Source organism: Ureaplasma canigenitalium ATCC 51252, assembly GCF_000712165.1.
Classification (GTDB): domain Bacteria; phylum Bacillota_I; class Bacilli_A; order Mycoplasmatales; family Mycoplasmoidaceae; genus Ureaplasma; species Ureaplasma canigenitalium.
On the sequence record NZ_JONZ01000005.1, the window covers coordinates 54,587 to 72,798 of the forward strand.

Below are 18,212 nucleotides of genomic sequence, written 5' to 3' on the forward strand. Positions count from 1 at the left end.
AAAAGTTACTACAGTTGTTTACTTCATAACAAAATTTTTAGCCGCTGGAATTTTATTAAGTCCTGGCATTTTATAAATTGTTGTCGTAATAGCAATAATCATGTTTGAGAAGTAATTAACTTCGAAGGATTGAATATGAATTTTAAAACCTGTTGGAGCATTTAGTAGTTTCATATCATCACTTAGTGAATAAGGAGTTTTGGCCATTACGAGATACATTGAATCGTAGTTCTTTATGTTTTTTAAATTTTTTAGTGCATTGTCTTCGATGACAAACCCATCAGCACCATAAACATTCTTAACGACTTTGTCAATTTTTGTAAGTAAAGTATCTTTAAGATCATAAATTGGTTTAAGCTTTTTTTTGTCGTCATTTAGAAGTTTTGTCACCACTTGGTATATTTCATCAGATCGCTCTGAACCATATCCATATGCATATGATCTAGCATACGGAATGTTATGTTCTTCAAGTAAGTTAATTAAGGTTTCCATCGTTTCCTTTGTATCAACTGTATCATTCATATTAATAATGGTAAAGTAAGGAATTTGATATTGCTTTATGTGTTCGATGTGACGAAGTACATTATTAAAACCTGTTTTGACCTTTAAGACAGGATCTAGAATTTCCTCTGCATGATGAAATAGTGAGCGGATTGAAATTACCATTCCGATTAAATCAGGACATAAATCAAATTCTTGACACTTAATGTCCATAAATTTCTCAAGACCAAGATCTGACCCAAAACCACATTCTGTAACAACTACATCAGCCATATCTAATGCATACTTCGTCGCAATATATGAATTACATCCATGCGCAATGTTAGCAAATGGTCCACCATGTACAAAAACCGGATTATCCTCGTTTGTTCGAACTAAATTAGGATAAAGAGCATCATGAAGAATAGTCATTACCGCATCAGCAATTTCAAGATCATCAATTGTAATCGGATCACCATTAAGGTTAAAGGCTACAACTGTTCGCTTTAAACGTTGTTTTAAGTCTTCGTGATCATAGCAAAGACAAAAAAGAGCCATTAAATCACTAGCTGCTGTGATATTAAAACCAGTCTTAATTTCATCATCACGAATGAAGTATGAAATTTCACGTAACGAACGATCGTTTAAATCAAGACATCGCTTCACTAAAATCTTTTTCGGATCAATGTTTAAAGTTGATTTGAAATATAAATCATTTTCAATAACACTAACAATCAAATTATTTGCAGCAGCGATGGCATGTAGATCACCTGTAAAATGCAGGTTAATTTTATCAAAAGGTCGAAGGAAACTCTTCCCGCCACCAGAACCTGTTCCCTTCATTCCAAAGACAGGGCCAAGACTTGGTTCACGAAGAGCACCGATAGTTTTTATACCATGCTTATTTAATGCATCAACAAGCCCAACCGAAGAAGTTGTTTTCCCCTCGCCTGCTGGATTCGGATTCATTGCGGTAACTACAATTAATTTTCCTTTCCTCGATTTGCTATGGTAACTTTTAACTTTCGCGATTTCGTTACCATAAAAATCAAGATCAGTAATTGGTAATTCATTATTCTCAATTAGATCTTCAATGATATTTTTTTTAGCAATCATAACTTCCTTTTTGATTATTCTTTAACAATTTTAAATTTGTATTCATCACCTTTTCGTTTAGCTGTCAAGATGAAATATGCGACGATAAAGAAGATTAGTAATATAACTGTGATAACGATAAAAATAATCAAACCACGTTTATTTGCTACTTTTTTAGCATTTAATTCAGCCTCATCATCTAAAATTGGGTATTCATAAAAACTTGTGATTCGATTAACACGGTGTGAATTGTATAAACCAAATAAAATATGAATAATAAAGGTAAGACCTAAAATCCCACAAATTCCGTAAATCGCATATTCAGCATTACGGTTAATACCCTCTTGGATAATCCTTCCGTTTTTGTCGTATATCGAATAATGAATTTGTAAAACACCAAACGACGAGTATGGACTATTAGCACTATTGTTCGAAATATTTAGTAAATAAGCTATAACGAAAGCACCAAGAATAATGACGGCGGAAAGTAAATAAACAATCCCTGTTCCCCAATTTAGATTAATATTAGCAACAATCATTTTTCGATATTGATTGGTAATAAATGTAGAGGCATAACTTGATTCAAAACCGTATTTTTGTCGGTAATATTCCCGCTTAAAACCAACTAACTGACTACCAGAAAGACCAATAAAAAGAATCATTAAAAGAAGATAGACAATAAATGGTAAAAAAATTCAAGGATTAAAGTTTTTAACAACAACTTCGTGGACAAAATAGCAAAGACCAGCAACACCAGCTAGAAACATCATGACTCAGAAAGAAACCTTAAATTTAGAGTCAGTCATTTCCCTTTTAAAGAGTGAAGTTACATTGTCTTCCGTTAAATACTTCATCATCATTTTTCGTTCCTTCGGAGAATCATACTTCCGATTAGGAAAGGGATCAAGTGGTGAACCTAGTGGATCAAACCGTTCGGTAAACGAAGACTTCTTTCGTCTTTCGGTTGGAAATTCATCAAAATAGCGTTCTGGCATACTATGCTGAGTTGGATCACGATACATTGCTCCCGAACTATCCGCGATATAGGTTTGATTATCAAGACTAGAATGATTATTATAGGAAGTTCGGTTTTCATACTGGTTTGAGTTACGGTGATCGATAAAAACAGTTTCAACTTCATTCACATGTTCAGAATGAACTTCCTGTATTGGATCAACTTCCTGAACTGGTGTATATCTCCGATTATTAAAGGATTCACTAATGTCAGTTGAAAAATTTGAACCACTATACTCTTGGTCGCGATTATTGTCAATCCGGTTCTGATTAAGAAAAGAATCATTCCGTCGAATAAGTGACGGGTTTATATCGCGGTTGTAATTATTTTCATCGAGAACAGGACGTGGTTGACCACTCCGTCTAGTTCTTCTTTCATCCTCATCATCAAACTCAAAAACACTAGTATTTGCTCTTGGCATAGTAAACTCCATTTTATTATATTTTACATTAACTAGTATAAAAAAATAAAGAAAAGACAAGCCGAAGCCTGTCTTTTTGATTATTAATTTTTAACTTGATTTCGTCCACCAAAGCTTGTGGTCCAACATGTTGTTTGTTTTTTCATTGCTTCATTAATTTCATCTTTACGAGCATAAACAAAGTTGAAATTGTAAGCATCTTCTCCGTGATTAATATAGTCAATATGATGAAGTTGCTCGTTGGCTTTTAACCTTGGTTGGGTAATTGCCGCAATAATAATTGTCATAACGAAAGAGTAAGCACCAGCGAGAGCAACACCAGAGAGTTGACGACTAAAGAGAAGACCATAAACACTTTGTTCGTGGCCAACACTATCAACTTGGTAACCAGCGGCATTAACCCATAAATCTGGGAATACACTAACATGTGCGAAAGCACCAACAAGAAGCGACCCTACAACTCCTCCCATTCCGTGAACAGCAAACACTTCAAGACTGTCATCAATCTTTGAATGGTGCATTATCTTACAGAATAAGAAACAAACAGCAACAGCAGCTAAAGCAATAGGAACACTTGCTCAAAGCGGAACATAACCAGCTGCTGGTGTGATTGTCGCAAGACCAGCAATTCCACCGGTAACAAGACCAACTCCAGTCGGTTTATGATTCTTATTAAAGATACTTTCCATAATAACTCAACCGATAATTCCTACCGCAACTGCTATAACTGAATTAATTCAAGTTGTGGCAATTAAAGTATGTTCGATTGATTGATGAGTAGACGGATGCTTAATAAATGAAGCACCACCAACATTAAATCCAAATCATCCGAAGAAGAGAAGTGTAGCACCAACGATAACTAACGGAATATTGTTCGGAGTATTCTTTTCAGTTCTTAAAATTTTTCTTCGACCAAGGACAAATGAAGTCGCAAGAGCACCAAAACCTGCTGTGGTATGAATAACAATTCCACCAGCTCAGTCAAGCACTCCGAATTTATTTAGGAAACCTTGTCCTCATACTCAGTGACAAAAAGGAATGTAAATAAGATATTGTCAAAGGACAAGGAAGACGATGTAATTCTTAAACTTCATTCGGTCAGCGAATGCACCAACCATTAAAGGAGGTGTAATAATCGCAAACGAAAGTTGGAAACCGAAGAATAAAAGCATTGGAACTCCACCGGTAAAGGTACTAAATACCATTCCAATATTCTTCCATTCGGAGTCGAAAATGATATTTCTAAAAGCAAAATAAGAACTAACATCTCCGATAATCCCGCGACCAACACTTGGTCCAAAGGCTAGTGAGAAACCACCAAAAACTCAGATAATGGTTGTAACTCCAAGCGAAATCATACATTGATTAATAATCGTTAAAATTGATTTTCTTCTTACAAGACCACCATAAAATAAAGCAAGACCTGGTGTCATCAATAACACAAAGGCAATCGCAAGGGCAGCAAGTAAGGTATTAGTTGGATTAAATCCAACTTCCTTCAAAAGTAATGCAGCATTATCTTTTGAAACATCGATAAACTTCAAGGTCTGGCTTGAAAAAAAGATATCAGTCGTACCAAGGTTTATGATGTTTACACTAGGTAAACTATTTGAGTCCACGGTATCACCTTCATCCTATTGGAATATCGTTTTATTAATGACTATGACCTTCGTCGATTGTGGTTGTTTGTTCGCTAAGTGCTTTCATCTTCTTAGCTGAAACAATTCCAAATTTAGCATGTCAAGTTTTTTGATCTTGTTCAGTCATTTTTTCAACATCTTCAGGATGTGGAAGATGATAATCATAATTATATGCATCCTCACCATGTTCCTGCATATCAATGTGAGCAAGTTGTTGTGCTGCACTTAATCGTGGTTGAGTAATTGCTGTAATGATTATCGTAACAATAAATGAATATGCACAAGCAAGAGCTGTTGCTCCTATTTGAACACCAAGTAACTTACCGTAATCAGCTTCTGGTGAACCAAAGACAAAGTAAATTAAGTTTGGATTAACAGTTTTAGCAGCAAATGCACCAATTAAAATTGATCCGGTCACACCACCCATACCGTGTACACCTCAAACTTCAAGAGCATCTTCGATATGTTTGCTGTGGTGCATAATCTTGCAGCATCCGAAGCAAACAGCAACAGCAGCTAGAGCAATAGGAACACTTGCTCATAGCGGAACATAACCAGCCGCTGGTGTGATTGTCGCAAGACCAGCAATCGCACCAGTTACAAGACCGATTGATGTTGGTTTGTGATTTTTATTAAAGATTGATTCAAGGATAGCAAATCCAACCATCCCAATCGCAAGAGCGATAACTGTGCTAATTCAAGCATGTGTCGCGATAGTTCAAGTAGCAGCATCAGAAGTATTAAACCCTGAACCACCTACATTGAATCCAAATCATCCAAAGAATAGTAATGTGGCACCAAGAATTGTCATAGGAATATTGTTTGGTCTTACCTTTTCATTCTTAAGAACAACTCTCTTACCAAGCACAAATGAAGCTCCAAGAGCACCAAAACCGCATGTGGCGTGGATAACAATACCACCGGCTCAATCGACAACACCCGCTTGAGCTAGGAATCCACCACCTCAAATTCAGTGGCAAAATGGAATGTATACAAAATATTGTCATAGTGTAAGGAACACTAAGTAGTTTTTAAATTTCATTCGATCTGCAAATGCTCCAACCATTAATGGTGGGGTAATAATTGCAAATGCAAGTTGGAATGCAAAGTGGAGGATTAAAGGAACTCCAGGAGCGAAGTTCGCAAGAACCATACCAACCTGTGCTCCGTTTTCACCCCAACCATTAAAGATTAGGTTTCTGAAAGCGAAGTATGTTGATATATCGCCGATAATCCCTTTTCCGACACTAGGTCCGAAAGCAAGGGAGTATCCTCCGAAAATCCAAATTAAAGTCGTGATCCCGATTGATGCAACACATTGATTAATAATGGTTAACATCGATTTTCGGCGTACAAGCCCACCATAAAATAACGCAAGGCCGGGCGTCATTAGTAGCACAAAAGCAATCGCTAGAGCCACAAGCAAAGTGTTAGTAGGACTGTAATAAAAACCTTGAGGAAGATTGGTTAATGAATCACCAGATCCAACAAAAAGTAGTTCATGGGTTGTAGCATAAATATTTTTATCTACTCCCCAACTAACAGGCACTTCCATTGTTATTCTCCTTTTTAAATTTTTTGTTAATATCAAAAGATATATAAACATTTTTTATTATATACCTTTTAGTCGTTTTCTTTTTGATTAATAATAGAATTTGATAATAAAAAAGGGCTTTAATTAAGCCCCATATAACTCTTAAGATAAATTAGTAAATCATCCATCTTCTTTTCGTATTCTTTTGTAAAATGTTCTTTATCCTTCACTTTAAAGTCATAAAGTTCAATGTAAATTTTTAATTTCGGCTCAGTTCCAGACAATCTAAACTTAATCGATGATTTGTTTTCAAGATTAAATGTAAGATATTTACCTATATCGTGATATTCAATACTCTTTATTTCAAAGTCATTAATCTTTTTGTGTTCAAAGTTCTTCATCTTATCCATTAGAGCATTTGCTTTAACGCGTCAGTCATCACCAGCAATTTTAAAACTTGTTGTTTTACTAATTCAATAACCAAAATGATTAAAAATATCATCATATAAAACATCAACAAGTGTTTTATTTGAAGCATGATAATATTCAATCATTTCAAGTAGAATCGATGCATATTGATAGCTATCTTTATCGTTGTTAATGTCACTCGGAAGTGCACCTATTGCTTCTTCAAAGGCAATAACTAAATCTTTTTTACCGCTTAGTTCAGCTGCGATATTACCGTGATTTTTAAAACCAACATCGGTATATAAAACATCAACATTATACTTTTCCTTAAAGAGATCACAATAAGTAGTTGAAATGTAGGTAGAAATAATATATTTAGGTTTTTGATATGTTCTTGTGTGTAGTAAATAATATGCTGAGATAATACCTGTTTGGTTACCATTTAAATAAACTCATTCACCATGATGACGAATAGCAATAGCCATACGGTCACCATCTGGATCACTCGAAATCATCACATTTGCTTTTTCTTTATCAGCATATTTTACTGATAAATTAAAACTCTTAGGATCTTCAGGATTACTTCCGAAATCATCATTAACAAAAAACTTATCTTCGAAGTTTTGCTCTTTAACATCAACAATGTTGTAACCGAGCGAAGTAAGAAAAGGAATCATATCAATTGTTGTTGTTCCATGGTGACCACTAAAGGTAACCGGATACATTTTCTTTTTGTTCGGATTTGTTTTAATTAGTTTTGTTTTAATTTGTGTAAAGTATTCATTAATTTCACTAGAAGAAAAAGATCTAATTAAACTAGCATCCTTCTTAAAAGTCATTTCAAGTGCTTCTAGATAGGTTGGAAAGTTGCTTTCGATTTGATTAGTAACAACCGGAAGCGGTTGTGCTCCGTTTTTTAGATAAACCTTATAACCCGCATCCGTTTTCGGGTTATGACTAGCGGTAAACATAATTCCCCCACAAGCGTTGTGGTGCTTAATCAAAAACGAAACAATCGGAGTACTTAACATTGAATAATCCTTGGGATAAAGTACTCGATAACCAAAAGAACTGAAAATTTCAGCACCGTATTCCATCATTTCCTTCATTTGATATCGATTATCACGACCAAAAACAACTAATTTGTTTGTTGGATTTGTCGATTCAAGGTATCTAATATATCCAATAATAAGTTGAGTATATGTTGTTTTGTTAAGATTAATCGTTCCTTCTTTTCAAGGGCGACGAATTCCTGCTGTACCGAATTTAAGTTTACCATCCGGATTAAATAGTTCATTAATTTCTTCTATACTTAAATTTCGATATTTTTCCTTTATTTCTTCTGCGATGTTTTTCGAAGAGAGAAAAGCAAGAAATAATTCATTACTCATTTTCACTAACCTCTAAAGAATCAGGTGTTCAATAGTGACCTAGCAGGTCATCTATTTTATACTCAGCAAAGGTGCCGTCAAAATTAAAACAGTATATTCTTCCATCTTTCTTATCGATAAATTCTGAAATTACTTGTCGACACCCACCACAAGGGGTACCAGTATAGCCGTTATTCTTTGTTATTAAATAAATATTCTTTATTATTTTAGCACCATAAGTAATAGCATTACATACTGCTGTCCTTTCTGCGCACAATCCAAGTGGATATGAACCATTTTCAACATTTACCCCCGGGAAAGTTCCTTGATCTGTTTCGACAATAGCAGCAACAGGATAATTAGAATAGGGGCAGTATGCATTTTTTAGTAATTTTTTTAATTCGTTATAAATTTTTTCCATATTATCCTCTCTAAACTAATTAATTATAAAAAAAACCAAACTTTTGTCAAAGTTTGGTAAATATTATGGCAAGGGTAACAGGATTTGAACCCGCAACACATGGTTTTGGAGACCATTGTTCTACCGTTGAACTATACCCTTAAAGAGAACCTATTTTGGTGCTCTTCCTGTTAAATTAATAGCAACACCGTCAGTGACAACGATAGTATCTTCGATTCTTACACCACCAACATTTGGAATATAAATTCCTGGTTCAACAGTGACTACGCTATTAACTGGAAGTAGTTCTTTGTTGCCTCCATTTGTATTTGGTAATTCATGGACTTCGATACCAACACCATGACCAGTACCATGAGTGAAGTAACCTTTATATTTTGTACTATCAATCATAGAACGACAAAGTGTGTCAACCTCTTGTCCTGTCACTTTTGATGATGTTAACTCAATTCCTTTTGTTTGTGCCGCTAGAACTATATCGTAAATTTCCTGCATTTCGGGATTTGGTTTATTCCCAGCAATAAATGATCTTGTCATATCAGAACAATAACCATTTACAATGCAACCCATATCTACGGTAACCATATCACCATCTTCAATTACTCGATCACCAGGATGATGGTGCGGACAACCACCGTTTGGTCCTGAGGCAACAATAGGATCGAATGAATTCTTAGCAGCACCAAGATCAAGCATTTTTTTAGTTAAAATGTTTGCAACTTCAATTTCTTTTAAACCAACAACATCGACATTTTCACGTAGTCAAATATATGCATCAGCTGTAATGTCACCAGCTTTTTGAAGGAAATTAATTTCTTCTTTCGTCTTAATAGCACGAAGGTGTGCTGAAGTAAAAGGTGTTGTTTTAGGAACAAAACGTTTAATTAATTCGTGTGTTTCAAGAGTAATATAATCAGCTTCTACAAGAGCATTTTCAATTTCAAGTTCATTAGCAGCATCAACAAGTAGGTCGATAACTGATTTTTCTTCTGTTCGAGCTAGCAAAACTACTTTTGCATTAGTCACAACTTCTTTCGCTGCTGTATAGTAACGAGCATCAACAAGGTAAATTGCGTCACCGTTTTTATTTATTAAAACATAACCATCTGAACTTGCGAATTCAAGGAATCAAAAACGATTATAAGTTGAATGAAGAACTAAACCGTCAACTCCTTGACTAGCATGTTCGTTAATTACTTTCAAAACCTGATTTAATTTAAAACTTTTCCCCATAACTATCACCTTTATTTCTTCTTAATTTCGATATGTGAAGTAACCTTACGACATGTAGAACAAAACTTATTTAAAGATAGTCGATCTGGGTTACTTTTAGCATTCTTTCGTGTAATGTAATTAATGCATTTGCATTCAGTTTCCTGACATTGCAAACGAACTCCACGCTTAACTGCCACCTAACTCACCTTCCTTAACAAAACATAACTATTATTATACATTATGTAATAAATATTAGAGAAAACTTTTTTAACCTTCAAGTTTATTATCAATCTTCTCTTTCAACATACTAATAAACTCATCAGTTTTCATTGTTTGTTGATTTATTGAACCATATTTTCGGTATGTTACCGCATCTTTTAGTTGAAGTTCTTCGTCACCTATGACAATTTGGTAAGCAACCTTGCTTATTTGTGCTTCACGAATCTTTTTGCCAAGACGTTCATCACGATCATCAAGGAAACATCTAATTCCATTTTTTTTCAATAATTTAGTAATTTCAAATGATTTATCGAAGTGTAGATTATTGTTAACTGGAATCACGACAACTTGTCTAGGAGTTAACCAAAGCGGAAGAATCCCTTTTGTTTGCTCGAGAAAAATGGCAAGAAAACGTTCGTAGGTTCCGATAATACCGATGTGAATCATCACAGGAGTTTTTTGTTCATTATTACTGTCAATATATCTTAATTCAAACTTCTTTGGAAGTAAGAAATCAAGTTGAATTGTTGAAATCGTAATAATTCGATTAAGTGCCGTTTTTACTTGGAAGTCAATTTTAGGACCATAGAAAGCGGCTTCACCCTTCATAATTTTGTAGTTGATTTTTAACTCATCAAGCAACTTAATTAGAGTGTCTTGCGCACGATTTCACATTTCTGGATCCTTGTGAAATTTCTCAGTGTCATCTTCGTCATTTAAAGAAAGATGAACCTCGTGTATCTTAATATTTAAACCCTCATGAGCTTTACAAATCATTTGATAAGCATTGCTAACTTCTTGTTTAATTTGATCAATTGTTAAAAAGACATGACAATCTTCAAGAATCATCTCACGTACTCGTTCAAAACCGGTCAACCCACCTGAGTGTTCGTAACGATGTAAAATAGAGTGCTCGCAAAGTCTTAATGGTAAACTTTTATATGAATGATAATTATTTTGGTAAACAAGGATGTGGTGCGGACATGTCATTGGACGCAAAATTAACTGCTCATTATCAAATTCAATTGGTTTAAAAATATTTTCCTGATAGTGTTCTCAGTGACCAGACTTTTTATATAAATCAATTGAACCAAGTATCGGAGTCATAACTCGTTCAAAATCATATTGATCTTGAAGATGATTAATAAAGTCTTCAACTTGCTTTTTAATAATAGTACCGTGAGGGAGTCAAATAGGTAAACCTTGTCCAGCTAAATTGTTAAAAGTAAAAAGTTCAAGTTCCTTCCCTATCTTTCGGTGGTCACGTTCTTTTCGGTCGTTTAATTCAACTAAGTATTCTTCAAGTTGTTCCTTGTCAGTAAAAGCGACACCGTAAATTCTCGTTAGTTGATCCTTATCTTTGTCACCTTGATAGTATGAACCACCAAATGAAAGCAACTTAAATGCTTTAATTTCTTTGGTATTGTTAACATGTCCACCACGACAAAGATCAATTCAATCATTAGTGTGGTAAACCGTAATTAATTCATCTTTATATTTATTAATTAAATCGATTTTGTATTCATTCATTTTGAAAAGTTCAAGTGCTTTTTCGTAAGATACTTCTTCACGAATAAATTCATAAGCGCCGCTAATGACTTTTTGCATTTGTTTTTCAATTTTTTGCAAATCAAGTTGGGTGATGATTTGACCTTCAGGAAGTTTAAAGTCATAATAAAAACCTTCCTCAATAGCTGGACCCACTCATAACTTAACACCGGGGTAAAGTTTTGTTAAAGCATAAGCAAGAACATGTGCTGCACTGTGGTTCAATTCTGGTATAAATTTATACATATTTACCTAATATTAATGATGTACTCTTCTTATAATTACTAAAAGTTTTAAATAATGTTTATATTTTATAATTATAAGTAAGAAAGGGATTAAATAGATTAATGAAAAAACCTTTTTTAATTATTACTGATTCCTCATGCACTATTAACAGGGAATATGCACTTGAAAATGACATCGTTATATTACCGCTAAGTATTATCAGAAGCGATGGTAAGGTTTTTCTGGATAACGGGAAAGAAACTAGTCCAGGAGCGGTTTTTAGCGAACTTGATAATGGTTACACTTACTCTACAAGTTGTACTCCACTCGGTTTAATGCATGACCTTATTGAGAATAAAATTCAAGAGTATGAAAAAATAATTTTTATCGGTATTTCCGGTGGTTTTAGTTCTCAATATAACCATATGAAAAATATATCAAAAGATTATCCTGACCGTCTGTTTGTATACGACACGGAAAATTTCGGTTATGCACTCGAGGATTTAATTTACAGTTTAAAAGAATTATTAAAAACAAATCCATCGGACGAAGAAATTGCTAATTTATGTTTGAATCACCATTATTATACAAGTAATTTTTTGTGTCCTAAAAATGTAAAAGGGCTTGTCGCATCCGGTCGTATTCCAAAATTTGTTGGGGGAATAATGAATATCATTCACCTGGTTCCAGTTATTAAATCAGAATATAAAAATCACAACGCTGGAGTGGTGGCTGGAATAAAAAAAGCCCCTCGAAAAATTATGGATCTTGTTTCTAATGTATATGGTGGACTATTAGATAAAAGTCATATTAAAAAAGTTTGTGTGCTTCATGCTGGACTTGAAGACTATGAGATTGAAGCATTAAAAAACGAAGTTAAACTACGATTCTTGATAGAAGATAACCAAATTGAAGTGAGAATGGCACCATGTATTTTCCTTGTTTATGTTTGAAAAGGAGCAATTGGTTATCAGTTTATCACTGATATAAAAAAGGTACATTATTCTAAAGTACCTAATCATAATATACATTAACTAAGTAAAGACCAGAAGCGGGTGCTACAATGTTCCCGCTTCCTTTTCTTGGTTCCGATAAAAAACTGATAATTTCTTCTTTTGAGATTTTATTCGTAGCATATTTAACCATTATGCCAACTATCATTCTAACCATACTGCGTAAAAAACCATTACCATTAATTGTGATTTCAATGAAATCTTTTTTTTCAATAGTAATTCAATTAATTATTCTTTTAGTATTCTCTAGCTCGCTTGTCGAAAAAGAAAGAAAGTCATGCTCTCCAATAAAAACATCCTTGATTTCAATTAGTTTATTTAAGTTAATCTTTTCTTTTAGTTGTCAGACATAATCTTTCTTAAAAAGAGAGAATTGCTCGGTATCAAGCAGAAATTGGTATGTTTTACTAACCGCATCAAATCGGGCATTAAAAGCATCATCCACAACGACTGAATCAATTACCTTTATATACCTAAAATGACGATTAATCATCTTCTTTAAGGAATCAGCAGGAATCTTATTATCAATATGTATATTAATAACCTGACCGAGCGCATGCACCCCACGATCGGTACGACCACTAAAAATAATTTTAAGGTGGTCATTTTTTAAACGCTCTCTTAAGAAAAGAGTTAGAACATCTTCAACTGTTTGTTTGTTTTTTTGAGATGCTGAACCAAAAAAGTGTGAACCATCGTATTGAATAATTAATTTATAGTTCATAATTAAGAGAAAAGTGCGGAGGCTTCAAAGATACCGAAGGGGGTAAAATAAAGTTTAATCACGGAAAGTGAAATCATAAATCCTACCATCATACAGAGAATTGCGATTAAAAGACAATCGATGAAAGTAATCGGATAGAGACGATATCTAGTTCTCGCATAACGGGGATTATAACTTCTTGCCTCCATTGCATTCGCAAGGTCTTCTGCCTTTCTAAAAGCAATACTAAACAGCGGAACAATAAGAGCAATTAACGATTTAACCTTTTGACGGAAACCACCATTTTTAAAGTCAACTCCACGTGAAGCTTGAGCATTAAGAATTCGTTTCGATTCATCAAGTAAACTAGGTATAAATCGAAGAGCAATCGCAATCATCATTGAGGCTTCCGAAACCGGCAAACCAAAAATTTTGAAAGGTGAAAATAAATCTTCAAGACCATTTGTTAATTCAATCGAACTTGTCGTACTCGTAAGAATACTTGAAAGGGTGATCATTAAGAAAATCTTGATAGTAATATAAGTCGCTAGTTGAATCGCGATTGGAGAAAGTGAAAAAGCGGATCTAGTAAGAATTATCGATGTATATTCATTACCATTATCATTATTAACACCACTTAAAGTAATTCCTTGATATTTAACACCTTCAATGTTAAAGGAATTTGAAGCAAGGTAGCTAGCAAGATGTGAATAAGGTAAAGTTTGTTTGTTTGACAAGACAAATTCAAGACCACTATAAGTCCGATCAAAATTAGCTTGTGAAATTTCGTTTAGGGATGTAAAAGACGAATTAATCTTGCTTACTGTAAGACGGTTTTCTGTCATAAATTGATTAATTCCGTAACCTGGTTTTTCAATTAAATTCTTAATTAAATCTCCACTTATGTAACCTTTAATTTCTCCACCCCAGATATTGCTAACAAGGTTAAAGTGTTTTGCTTCAACTCCGGCTCCCTCCGAAGAAAGATTAGAGAGATCTTTATTAATTGGTCCAGAAACCCATTCAAACCTTCCAAGAAAAACATCACTATGATTATGAATATTAAAAATAGCCACCGGATCCTTATAGGTTATCCAGTTAATGGCGAGAAGGATAACAAAGAGGACAACTGCCGATTTAAAGATGTTCCATAATATTCTTTTCGGTAACTTGGCAAGAAAGAAAATAATTAAAATAAAAACACCAATAATTAATTGAGCAAAAAAACCTAGCGGAAGGAAAATCATCGCTATCAAAAAGATAAAAGAGACAAATTTGATTGCTGGATTTAAACGGTGGATTACACTGTTTCTGATTATGTAACTACCTGCACTCATCGTTATTAACTCCTTTCCTTTTTATTAATAATTCTTATTTTATCAGCTAGCTCTTCGACGGTTCTTGGTTTATATTCGATTAGTTTAGACCATTTTTCTTTATCACGATCAATTAATTGCTTAACAACGCTTAAAACTCTTGGATATTGTAAAGGAGATGACTTCATTAAGTCTTCATCAAGAAAGATACTATAAGGATCACCAGATGCGATAATTTCACCATCGTCCATTACCACAACTTCATCAGCAATCTCAAGAACATGATCCATTGTGTGAGTAATGACAAAGATAGTTTTATCTTCCGCTTTAGCTTCAAGGATAATTTTCATCATCTCCTGTTCACCAACAGGATCAAGACCCGCGGTCGGTTCATCAAAAACGAGGATATCATTTTTGATCGCAAGAATTCCGGCAATCGCAACACGACGTTTTTGGCCACCTGAAAGACCAAATGGATTTCGTTCTAAGTAAGAATCGTCAAGTCCTAATTTATTTAAATAAAATTTCGCTCGTTCCTTCGCTTCTTTTTTCTTAACTCCAAGGTTAAGCGGTCCAAACATAATATCCTTTTCAATGGTGTCTTTGAAAAGTTGATACTCAGGAAACTGGAAAACAAAACCAACCCTTTTTCGTAAATCTTTAAATCGTTTAATCTTTTTATTAAACTTGTAGTTAGTTTTAATTTCAGGAACATTCGGGGTAATATTTTCTAAATCATCGAAACTAAATTTGTTCTTAATTTCAAGTAAAACATCTTGCGATACCCGAACGATACCAATTTTGCACTTTTCCATTAATTCTTTATTATTAGTGAACTCTAGATTATTAATGAACGAAATCTTTTTTGGTTTATGTTTGTATTTCGCTTCAAACAAAATGCTAGCTTTCTGCTTATCAATTTCTTTTGAATAAAGAATAAGAAAAGTTCATTGGTCAAGTTTATATCTTCAAAGAACATTGATAATTTTCTTATCAAAAGTATTGATTGCACCGATTAAATGAGGAGTAATATTAAAGTGGTCACCTATAACAATGTCACCAACTTGAACATAACCATATTTAGAAGTAAGAAGACCATTAAAATGGGTAACTAAAGTTGTCTTGCCAGAACCTGAACTACCAATAATGAAATAAATTTTGTTTTTTTCAAAATCGTAATTAATGTTGTTTAGTGCAACAAGTTGGTGTTCCGTTTTCTCGTCATAAATAGAATACAAGTTGCTTACCCGAATTGCGATATTATCAGGAACTTCTCGTACAATTTTATTTTTGCTTGAAATCATGTACTTTAAATCATGAAAAAATTCTCTTATTTTTTGTGACATATTGAATTGATTAATTCCTCATTCTTTAAAGTAAGCTTGACATCCATTCCGTTCTCTCTTAGTAGTTTTGAAAGTTTAAGAGTGAAAGGAATGTCAAGTTGCATTTGGTGTAACTTCTCTTCATCCTGAAATACCTCCTCGGGGGTACCGATGAATTGTACCTGGCCATCATTCATTACAATTACTCGATTCGCTCTTACTACTTCTTCCATATCGTGAGTTATTGAAATAACAGTTTTTTGTGCAACGTCACGAAGGGAAACCATTAAATCTTTTAGTTCATTTTTCCCTTTTGGATCAAGCATTGATGTTGATTCGTCAAAAATAATAACCTTCGGATTAATAGCAAGAACACTAGCAATGGCAACCCGTTGTTTTTGACCACCAGAAAGTTCAAGTGATTCCTTCTTTAATAAATCTTGAATATCAAGAGCCCCGGCGGCTTCATTAATGATATCTCACATTTTATTTTGCGGAACTTTTCTATTCTCAAGACCAAAAGCAATATCATCTTCCGCGGTAATTCCAACAAACTGATTATCTGGATTCTGAAAAACTATTCCGATATTATTTCTTAAATACTTTAGATTAACAGCTGAAATTTCGATACCAAAAAGTTTAATAGTCCCTTGTTGTGGTTTAAGAAGACCGGTTAAGACTTTTGAGATGGTTGATTTACCACTTCCGTTATGTCCAATAATACAGATATATTCATTTTTGTTAATCGAAAAGGACACGTCTTTTAAGACGGTTCTATCTTCGTTATAACCAAAAAATACATTTTGAAATTCAACAGCGACAGTTGAATTTTCAATCGCATTATCAAGCGAAGCAATATGATATCCTTTTTGTGTCTTTAGCAAGAAAAGTACCCCTTTAATTAACTACTAATTATAAATTAAAATTTACATTTTTTGAAAGAAAGGATAAAAAATAACACCATAGGTGTTATCTCTTAAAACTAAGACGATTAGTTGTTAGCAATCGTTACCTTTACACCAGGACCCATTGTTGGCGAAACTGAAATGTTTTGAATGTATTGACCCTTGACTGTACTTGGTTTCTTTGACTTAATTAAATTAATTAATGAAATAGCATTTTCTTCAATTTTTTTCGCATCAAAACTTACCTTACCAATCGCCATATGAATGTTTCCATATGTATCAGTTCGGTATTCAATACGACCTTTTTTAAAGTCAGCTACAGCTTTAAGCACATCATTTGCCACAGTTCCTATTTTAGGGTTAGGCATAAGACCACGTGGACCTAATAACTTACCATATTTAGCTAGCATCGGCATCATCTTTTGGTTGGTAATAATTAAATCAATTTGGTTTAGCATCTTTTCAATATTAACAAGGTCTTGACTTCCCATAACATGGTCAACACCAGCTGTTTTTAAATCGGCATCGCTAAATGTGTCATCTGTTAATAATAAAATTCTTACTTCCTTACCATTTCCGTGAGGTAAAGAAATTGATCCACGAAGTTGTTGTTCTACTTTCGTTGTGTCAAGATTCAATTTAATTGCGATACTTATCGAACCATCAAACTTTGTAATAGATTTACTTTGAGCAATTTTAATAGCTTCAAGTAATGAATAATTTTTTTGCTTGTCAAAGTCAGTTAAAACAGCTTTCATTTTTTTTGTTAATTTAGCCATTATTATTTAACCTCCTTATTCTTATACGGAGAAACACCTTCAATGACAATCCCCATTTGTTTAGCAGAACCTGCAATCATACTTAATGCTTTTTCAGCATCGTAAGCTGTTGTATCAGGTAACTTATATTTAGCAATTTCAAGTGCCTTTTCCTTTGAAATAGTTGCTACTGTTTTCTTCGCATTACTGCTTCCAGAACTAATTTTCGCAGCTTCTTTAAGAAGGTAAGTAACTGGGGTTGTTTTAATAACAAAATCGAAAGATTTGTCTTTATAAGCTGTAATGACAACAGGAATAACTTTTCCGTTATCACCCTTAGTTTTGTCATTATAAGCCTTAGTAAATTCAGCCATATTAATCCCAACGGACGCAAGAGCCGGACCTGGCTTAGCTTGTCCACCAATAAGGTTTAATTTGGCAATTCTCGTGATTTCCTTTTTCTTTGCTTTTGGAGCCACACGCAACACCTCTCTTTAATAATAGTATTCGCTACGCAGTTTATCGAGTTAACTCTCCTGCATGCTCTTTGTACAAAAGTACTATTATATTTTACTCTAAAAGAAAAATAAATCAAGTTATAAAA

Annotated in this window: 16 protein-coding genes and 1 tRNA gene; 1 reads left to right on the forward strand and 16 read right to left on the reverse strand. The window is 33.8% G+C overall.

Features of this window, described 5'->3' with window-relative positions:
• Positions 1-18: 18 nt before the first annotated feature.
• From T416_RS0101465 to thrS, 10 genes are all read right to left on the reverse strand, one after another.
• A complete protein-coding gene (locus T416_RS0101465; RefSeq protein ID WP_031489060.1) occupies positions 19-1,596 on the reverse strand; it encodes a formate--tetrahydrofolate ligase in 1,578 nt (525 codons plus the stop codon).
• Positions 1,597-1,610: 14 nt separating this feature from the next.
• Positions 1,611-3,011 (reverse strand): MSC_0882 family membrane protein, encoded by a 1,401-nt coding sequence (locus T416_RS0101470; protein ID WP_031489061.1) that lies wholly within the window; start codon positions 3,009-3,011, stop codon positions 1,611-1,613.
• An 83-nt stretch (positions 3,012-3,094) separates the two neighbouring features.
• A complete protein-coding gene (locus T416_RS0101475) occupies positions 3,095-4,630 on the reverse strand; it encodes an ammonium transporter (RefSeq protein WP_318023706.1) in 1,536 nt (511 codons plus the stop codon).
• Between the two features lie 34 nt (positions 4,631-4,664).
• Positions 4,665-6,206 (reverse strand): ammonium transporter, encoded by a 1,542-nt coding sequence (locus tag T416_RS0101480; protein WP_084277136.1) that lies wholly within the window; start codon positions 6,204-6,206, stop codon positions 4,665-4,667.
• Positions 6,207-6,325: 119 nt separating this feature from the next.
• A complete protein-coding gene (locus tag T416_RS0101485) occupies positions 6,326-7,984 on the reverse strand; it encodes a phospho-sugar mutase (protein WP_245600631.1) in 1,659 nt (552 codons plus the stop codon).
• On the reverse strand, positions 7,977-8,384 hold the full coding sequence (gene cdd / locus T416_RS0101490; RefSeq protein ID WP_031489065.1) for a cytidine deaminase: 408 nt from the start codon (positions 8,382-8,384) through the stop codon (positions 7,977-7,979). The genes T416_RS0101485 and cdd overlap by 8 nt, the downstream gene beginning before the upstream one ends.
• 66 nt (positions 8,385-8,450) lie before the next feature.
• A tRNA-Trp gene (locus T416_RS0101495) sits at positions 8,451-8,525 on the reverse strand.
• Between the two features lie 9 nt (positions 8,526-8,534).
• Positions 8,535-9,614, reverse strand: a complete 1,080-nt coding sequence (locus T416_RS0101500; RefSeq protein WP_031489066.1) for an aminopeptidase P family protein — start codon at positions 9,612-9,614, stop codon at positions 8,535-8,537.
• 11 nt (positions 9,615-9,625) lie between these two features.
• Positions 9,626-9,793 (reverse strand): 50S ribosomal protein L33, encoded by a 168-nt coding sequence (gene rpmG, locus T416_RS0101505; protein WP_031489067.1) that lies wholly within the window; start codon positions 9,791-9,793, stop codon positions 9,626-9,628.
• A gap of 70 nt (positions 9,794-9,863) precedes the next feature.
• Positions 9,864-11,609 (reverse strand): threonine--tRNA ligase, encoded by a 1,746-nt coding sequence (thrS, locus tag T416_RS0101510; protein WP_031489068.1) that lies wholly within the window; start codon positions 11,607-11,609, stop codon positions 9,864-9,866.
• A 101-nt stretch (positions 11,610-11,710) separates the two neighbouring features.
• Between thrS and T416_RS0101515 the strand changes: the two genes are divergently transcribed.
• A complete protein-coding gene (locus tag T416_RS0101515) occupies positions 11,711-12,622 on the forward strand; it encodes a DegV family protein (protein WP_031489069.1) in 912 nt (303 codons plus the stop codon).
• Here the strand turns inward: T416_RS0101515 and truA are convergent.
• The 6 genes from truA to rplK all read right to left on the reverse strand — a co-directional run bounded on the left by truA (position 12,603) and on the right by rplK (position 18,087).
• Positions 12,603-13,325: a tRNA pseudouridine(38-40) synthase TruA gene (gene truA / locus T416_RS0101520; protein ID WP_031489070.1), complete on the reverse strand. Its 723-nt coding sequence runs from the start codon at positions 13,323-13,325 to the stop codon at positions 12,603-12,605. The two genes, T416_RS0101515 and truA, sit on opposite strands and share 20 nt — an antisense overlap.
• 2 nt (positions 13,326-13,327) lie before the next feature.
• A complete protein-coding gene (locus tag T416_RS0101525; RefSeq protein ID WP_031489071.1) occupies positions 13,328-14,641 on the reverse strand; it encodes an energy-coupling factor transporter transmembrane component T in 1,314 nt (437 codons plus the stop codon).
• Positions 14,642-14,646: 5 nt separating this feature from the next.
• Positions 14,647-15,966, reverse strand: coding sequence for an ATP-binding cassette domain-containing protein (locus tag T416_RS03510; RefSeq protein ID WP_245600632.1), 1,320 nt, complete (start codon positions 15,964-15,966; stop codon positions 14,647-14,649).
• Positions 15,951-16,781, reverse strand: a complete 831-nt coding sequence (locus T416_RS0101535; RefSeq protein WP_051675922.1) for an energy-coupling factor transporter ATPase — start codon at positions 16,779-16,781, stop codon at positions 15,951-15,953. Before T416_RS0101535 ends, T416_RS03510 begins: the two co-directional genes overlap by 16 nt.
• Positions 16,782-16,936: 155 nt before the next feature.
• Positions 16,937-17,629 (reverse strand): 50S ribosomal protein L1, encoded by a 693-nt coding sequence (gene rplA / locus T416_RS0101540; RefSeq protein ID WP_031489074.1) that lies wholly within the window; start codon positions 17,627-17,629, stop codon positions 16,937-16,939.
• Positions 17,630-17,631: 2 nt separating this feature from the next.
• The gene (gene rplK / locus T416_RS0101545) at positions 17,632-18,087 is read right to left on the reverse strand and encodes a 50S ribosomal protein L11 (RefSeq protein WP_031489075.1); all 456 of its coding nucleotides are present in this window, start codon (positions 18,085-18,087) and stop codon (positions 17,632-17,634) included.
• Positions 18,088-18,212: the final 125 nt, after the last annotated feature.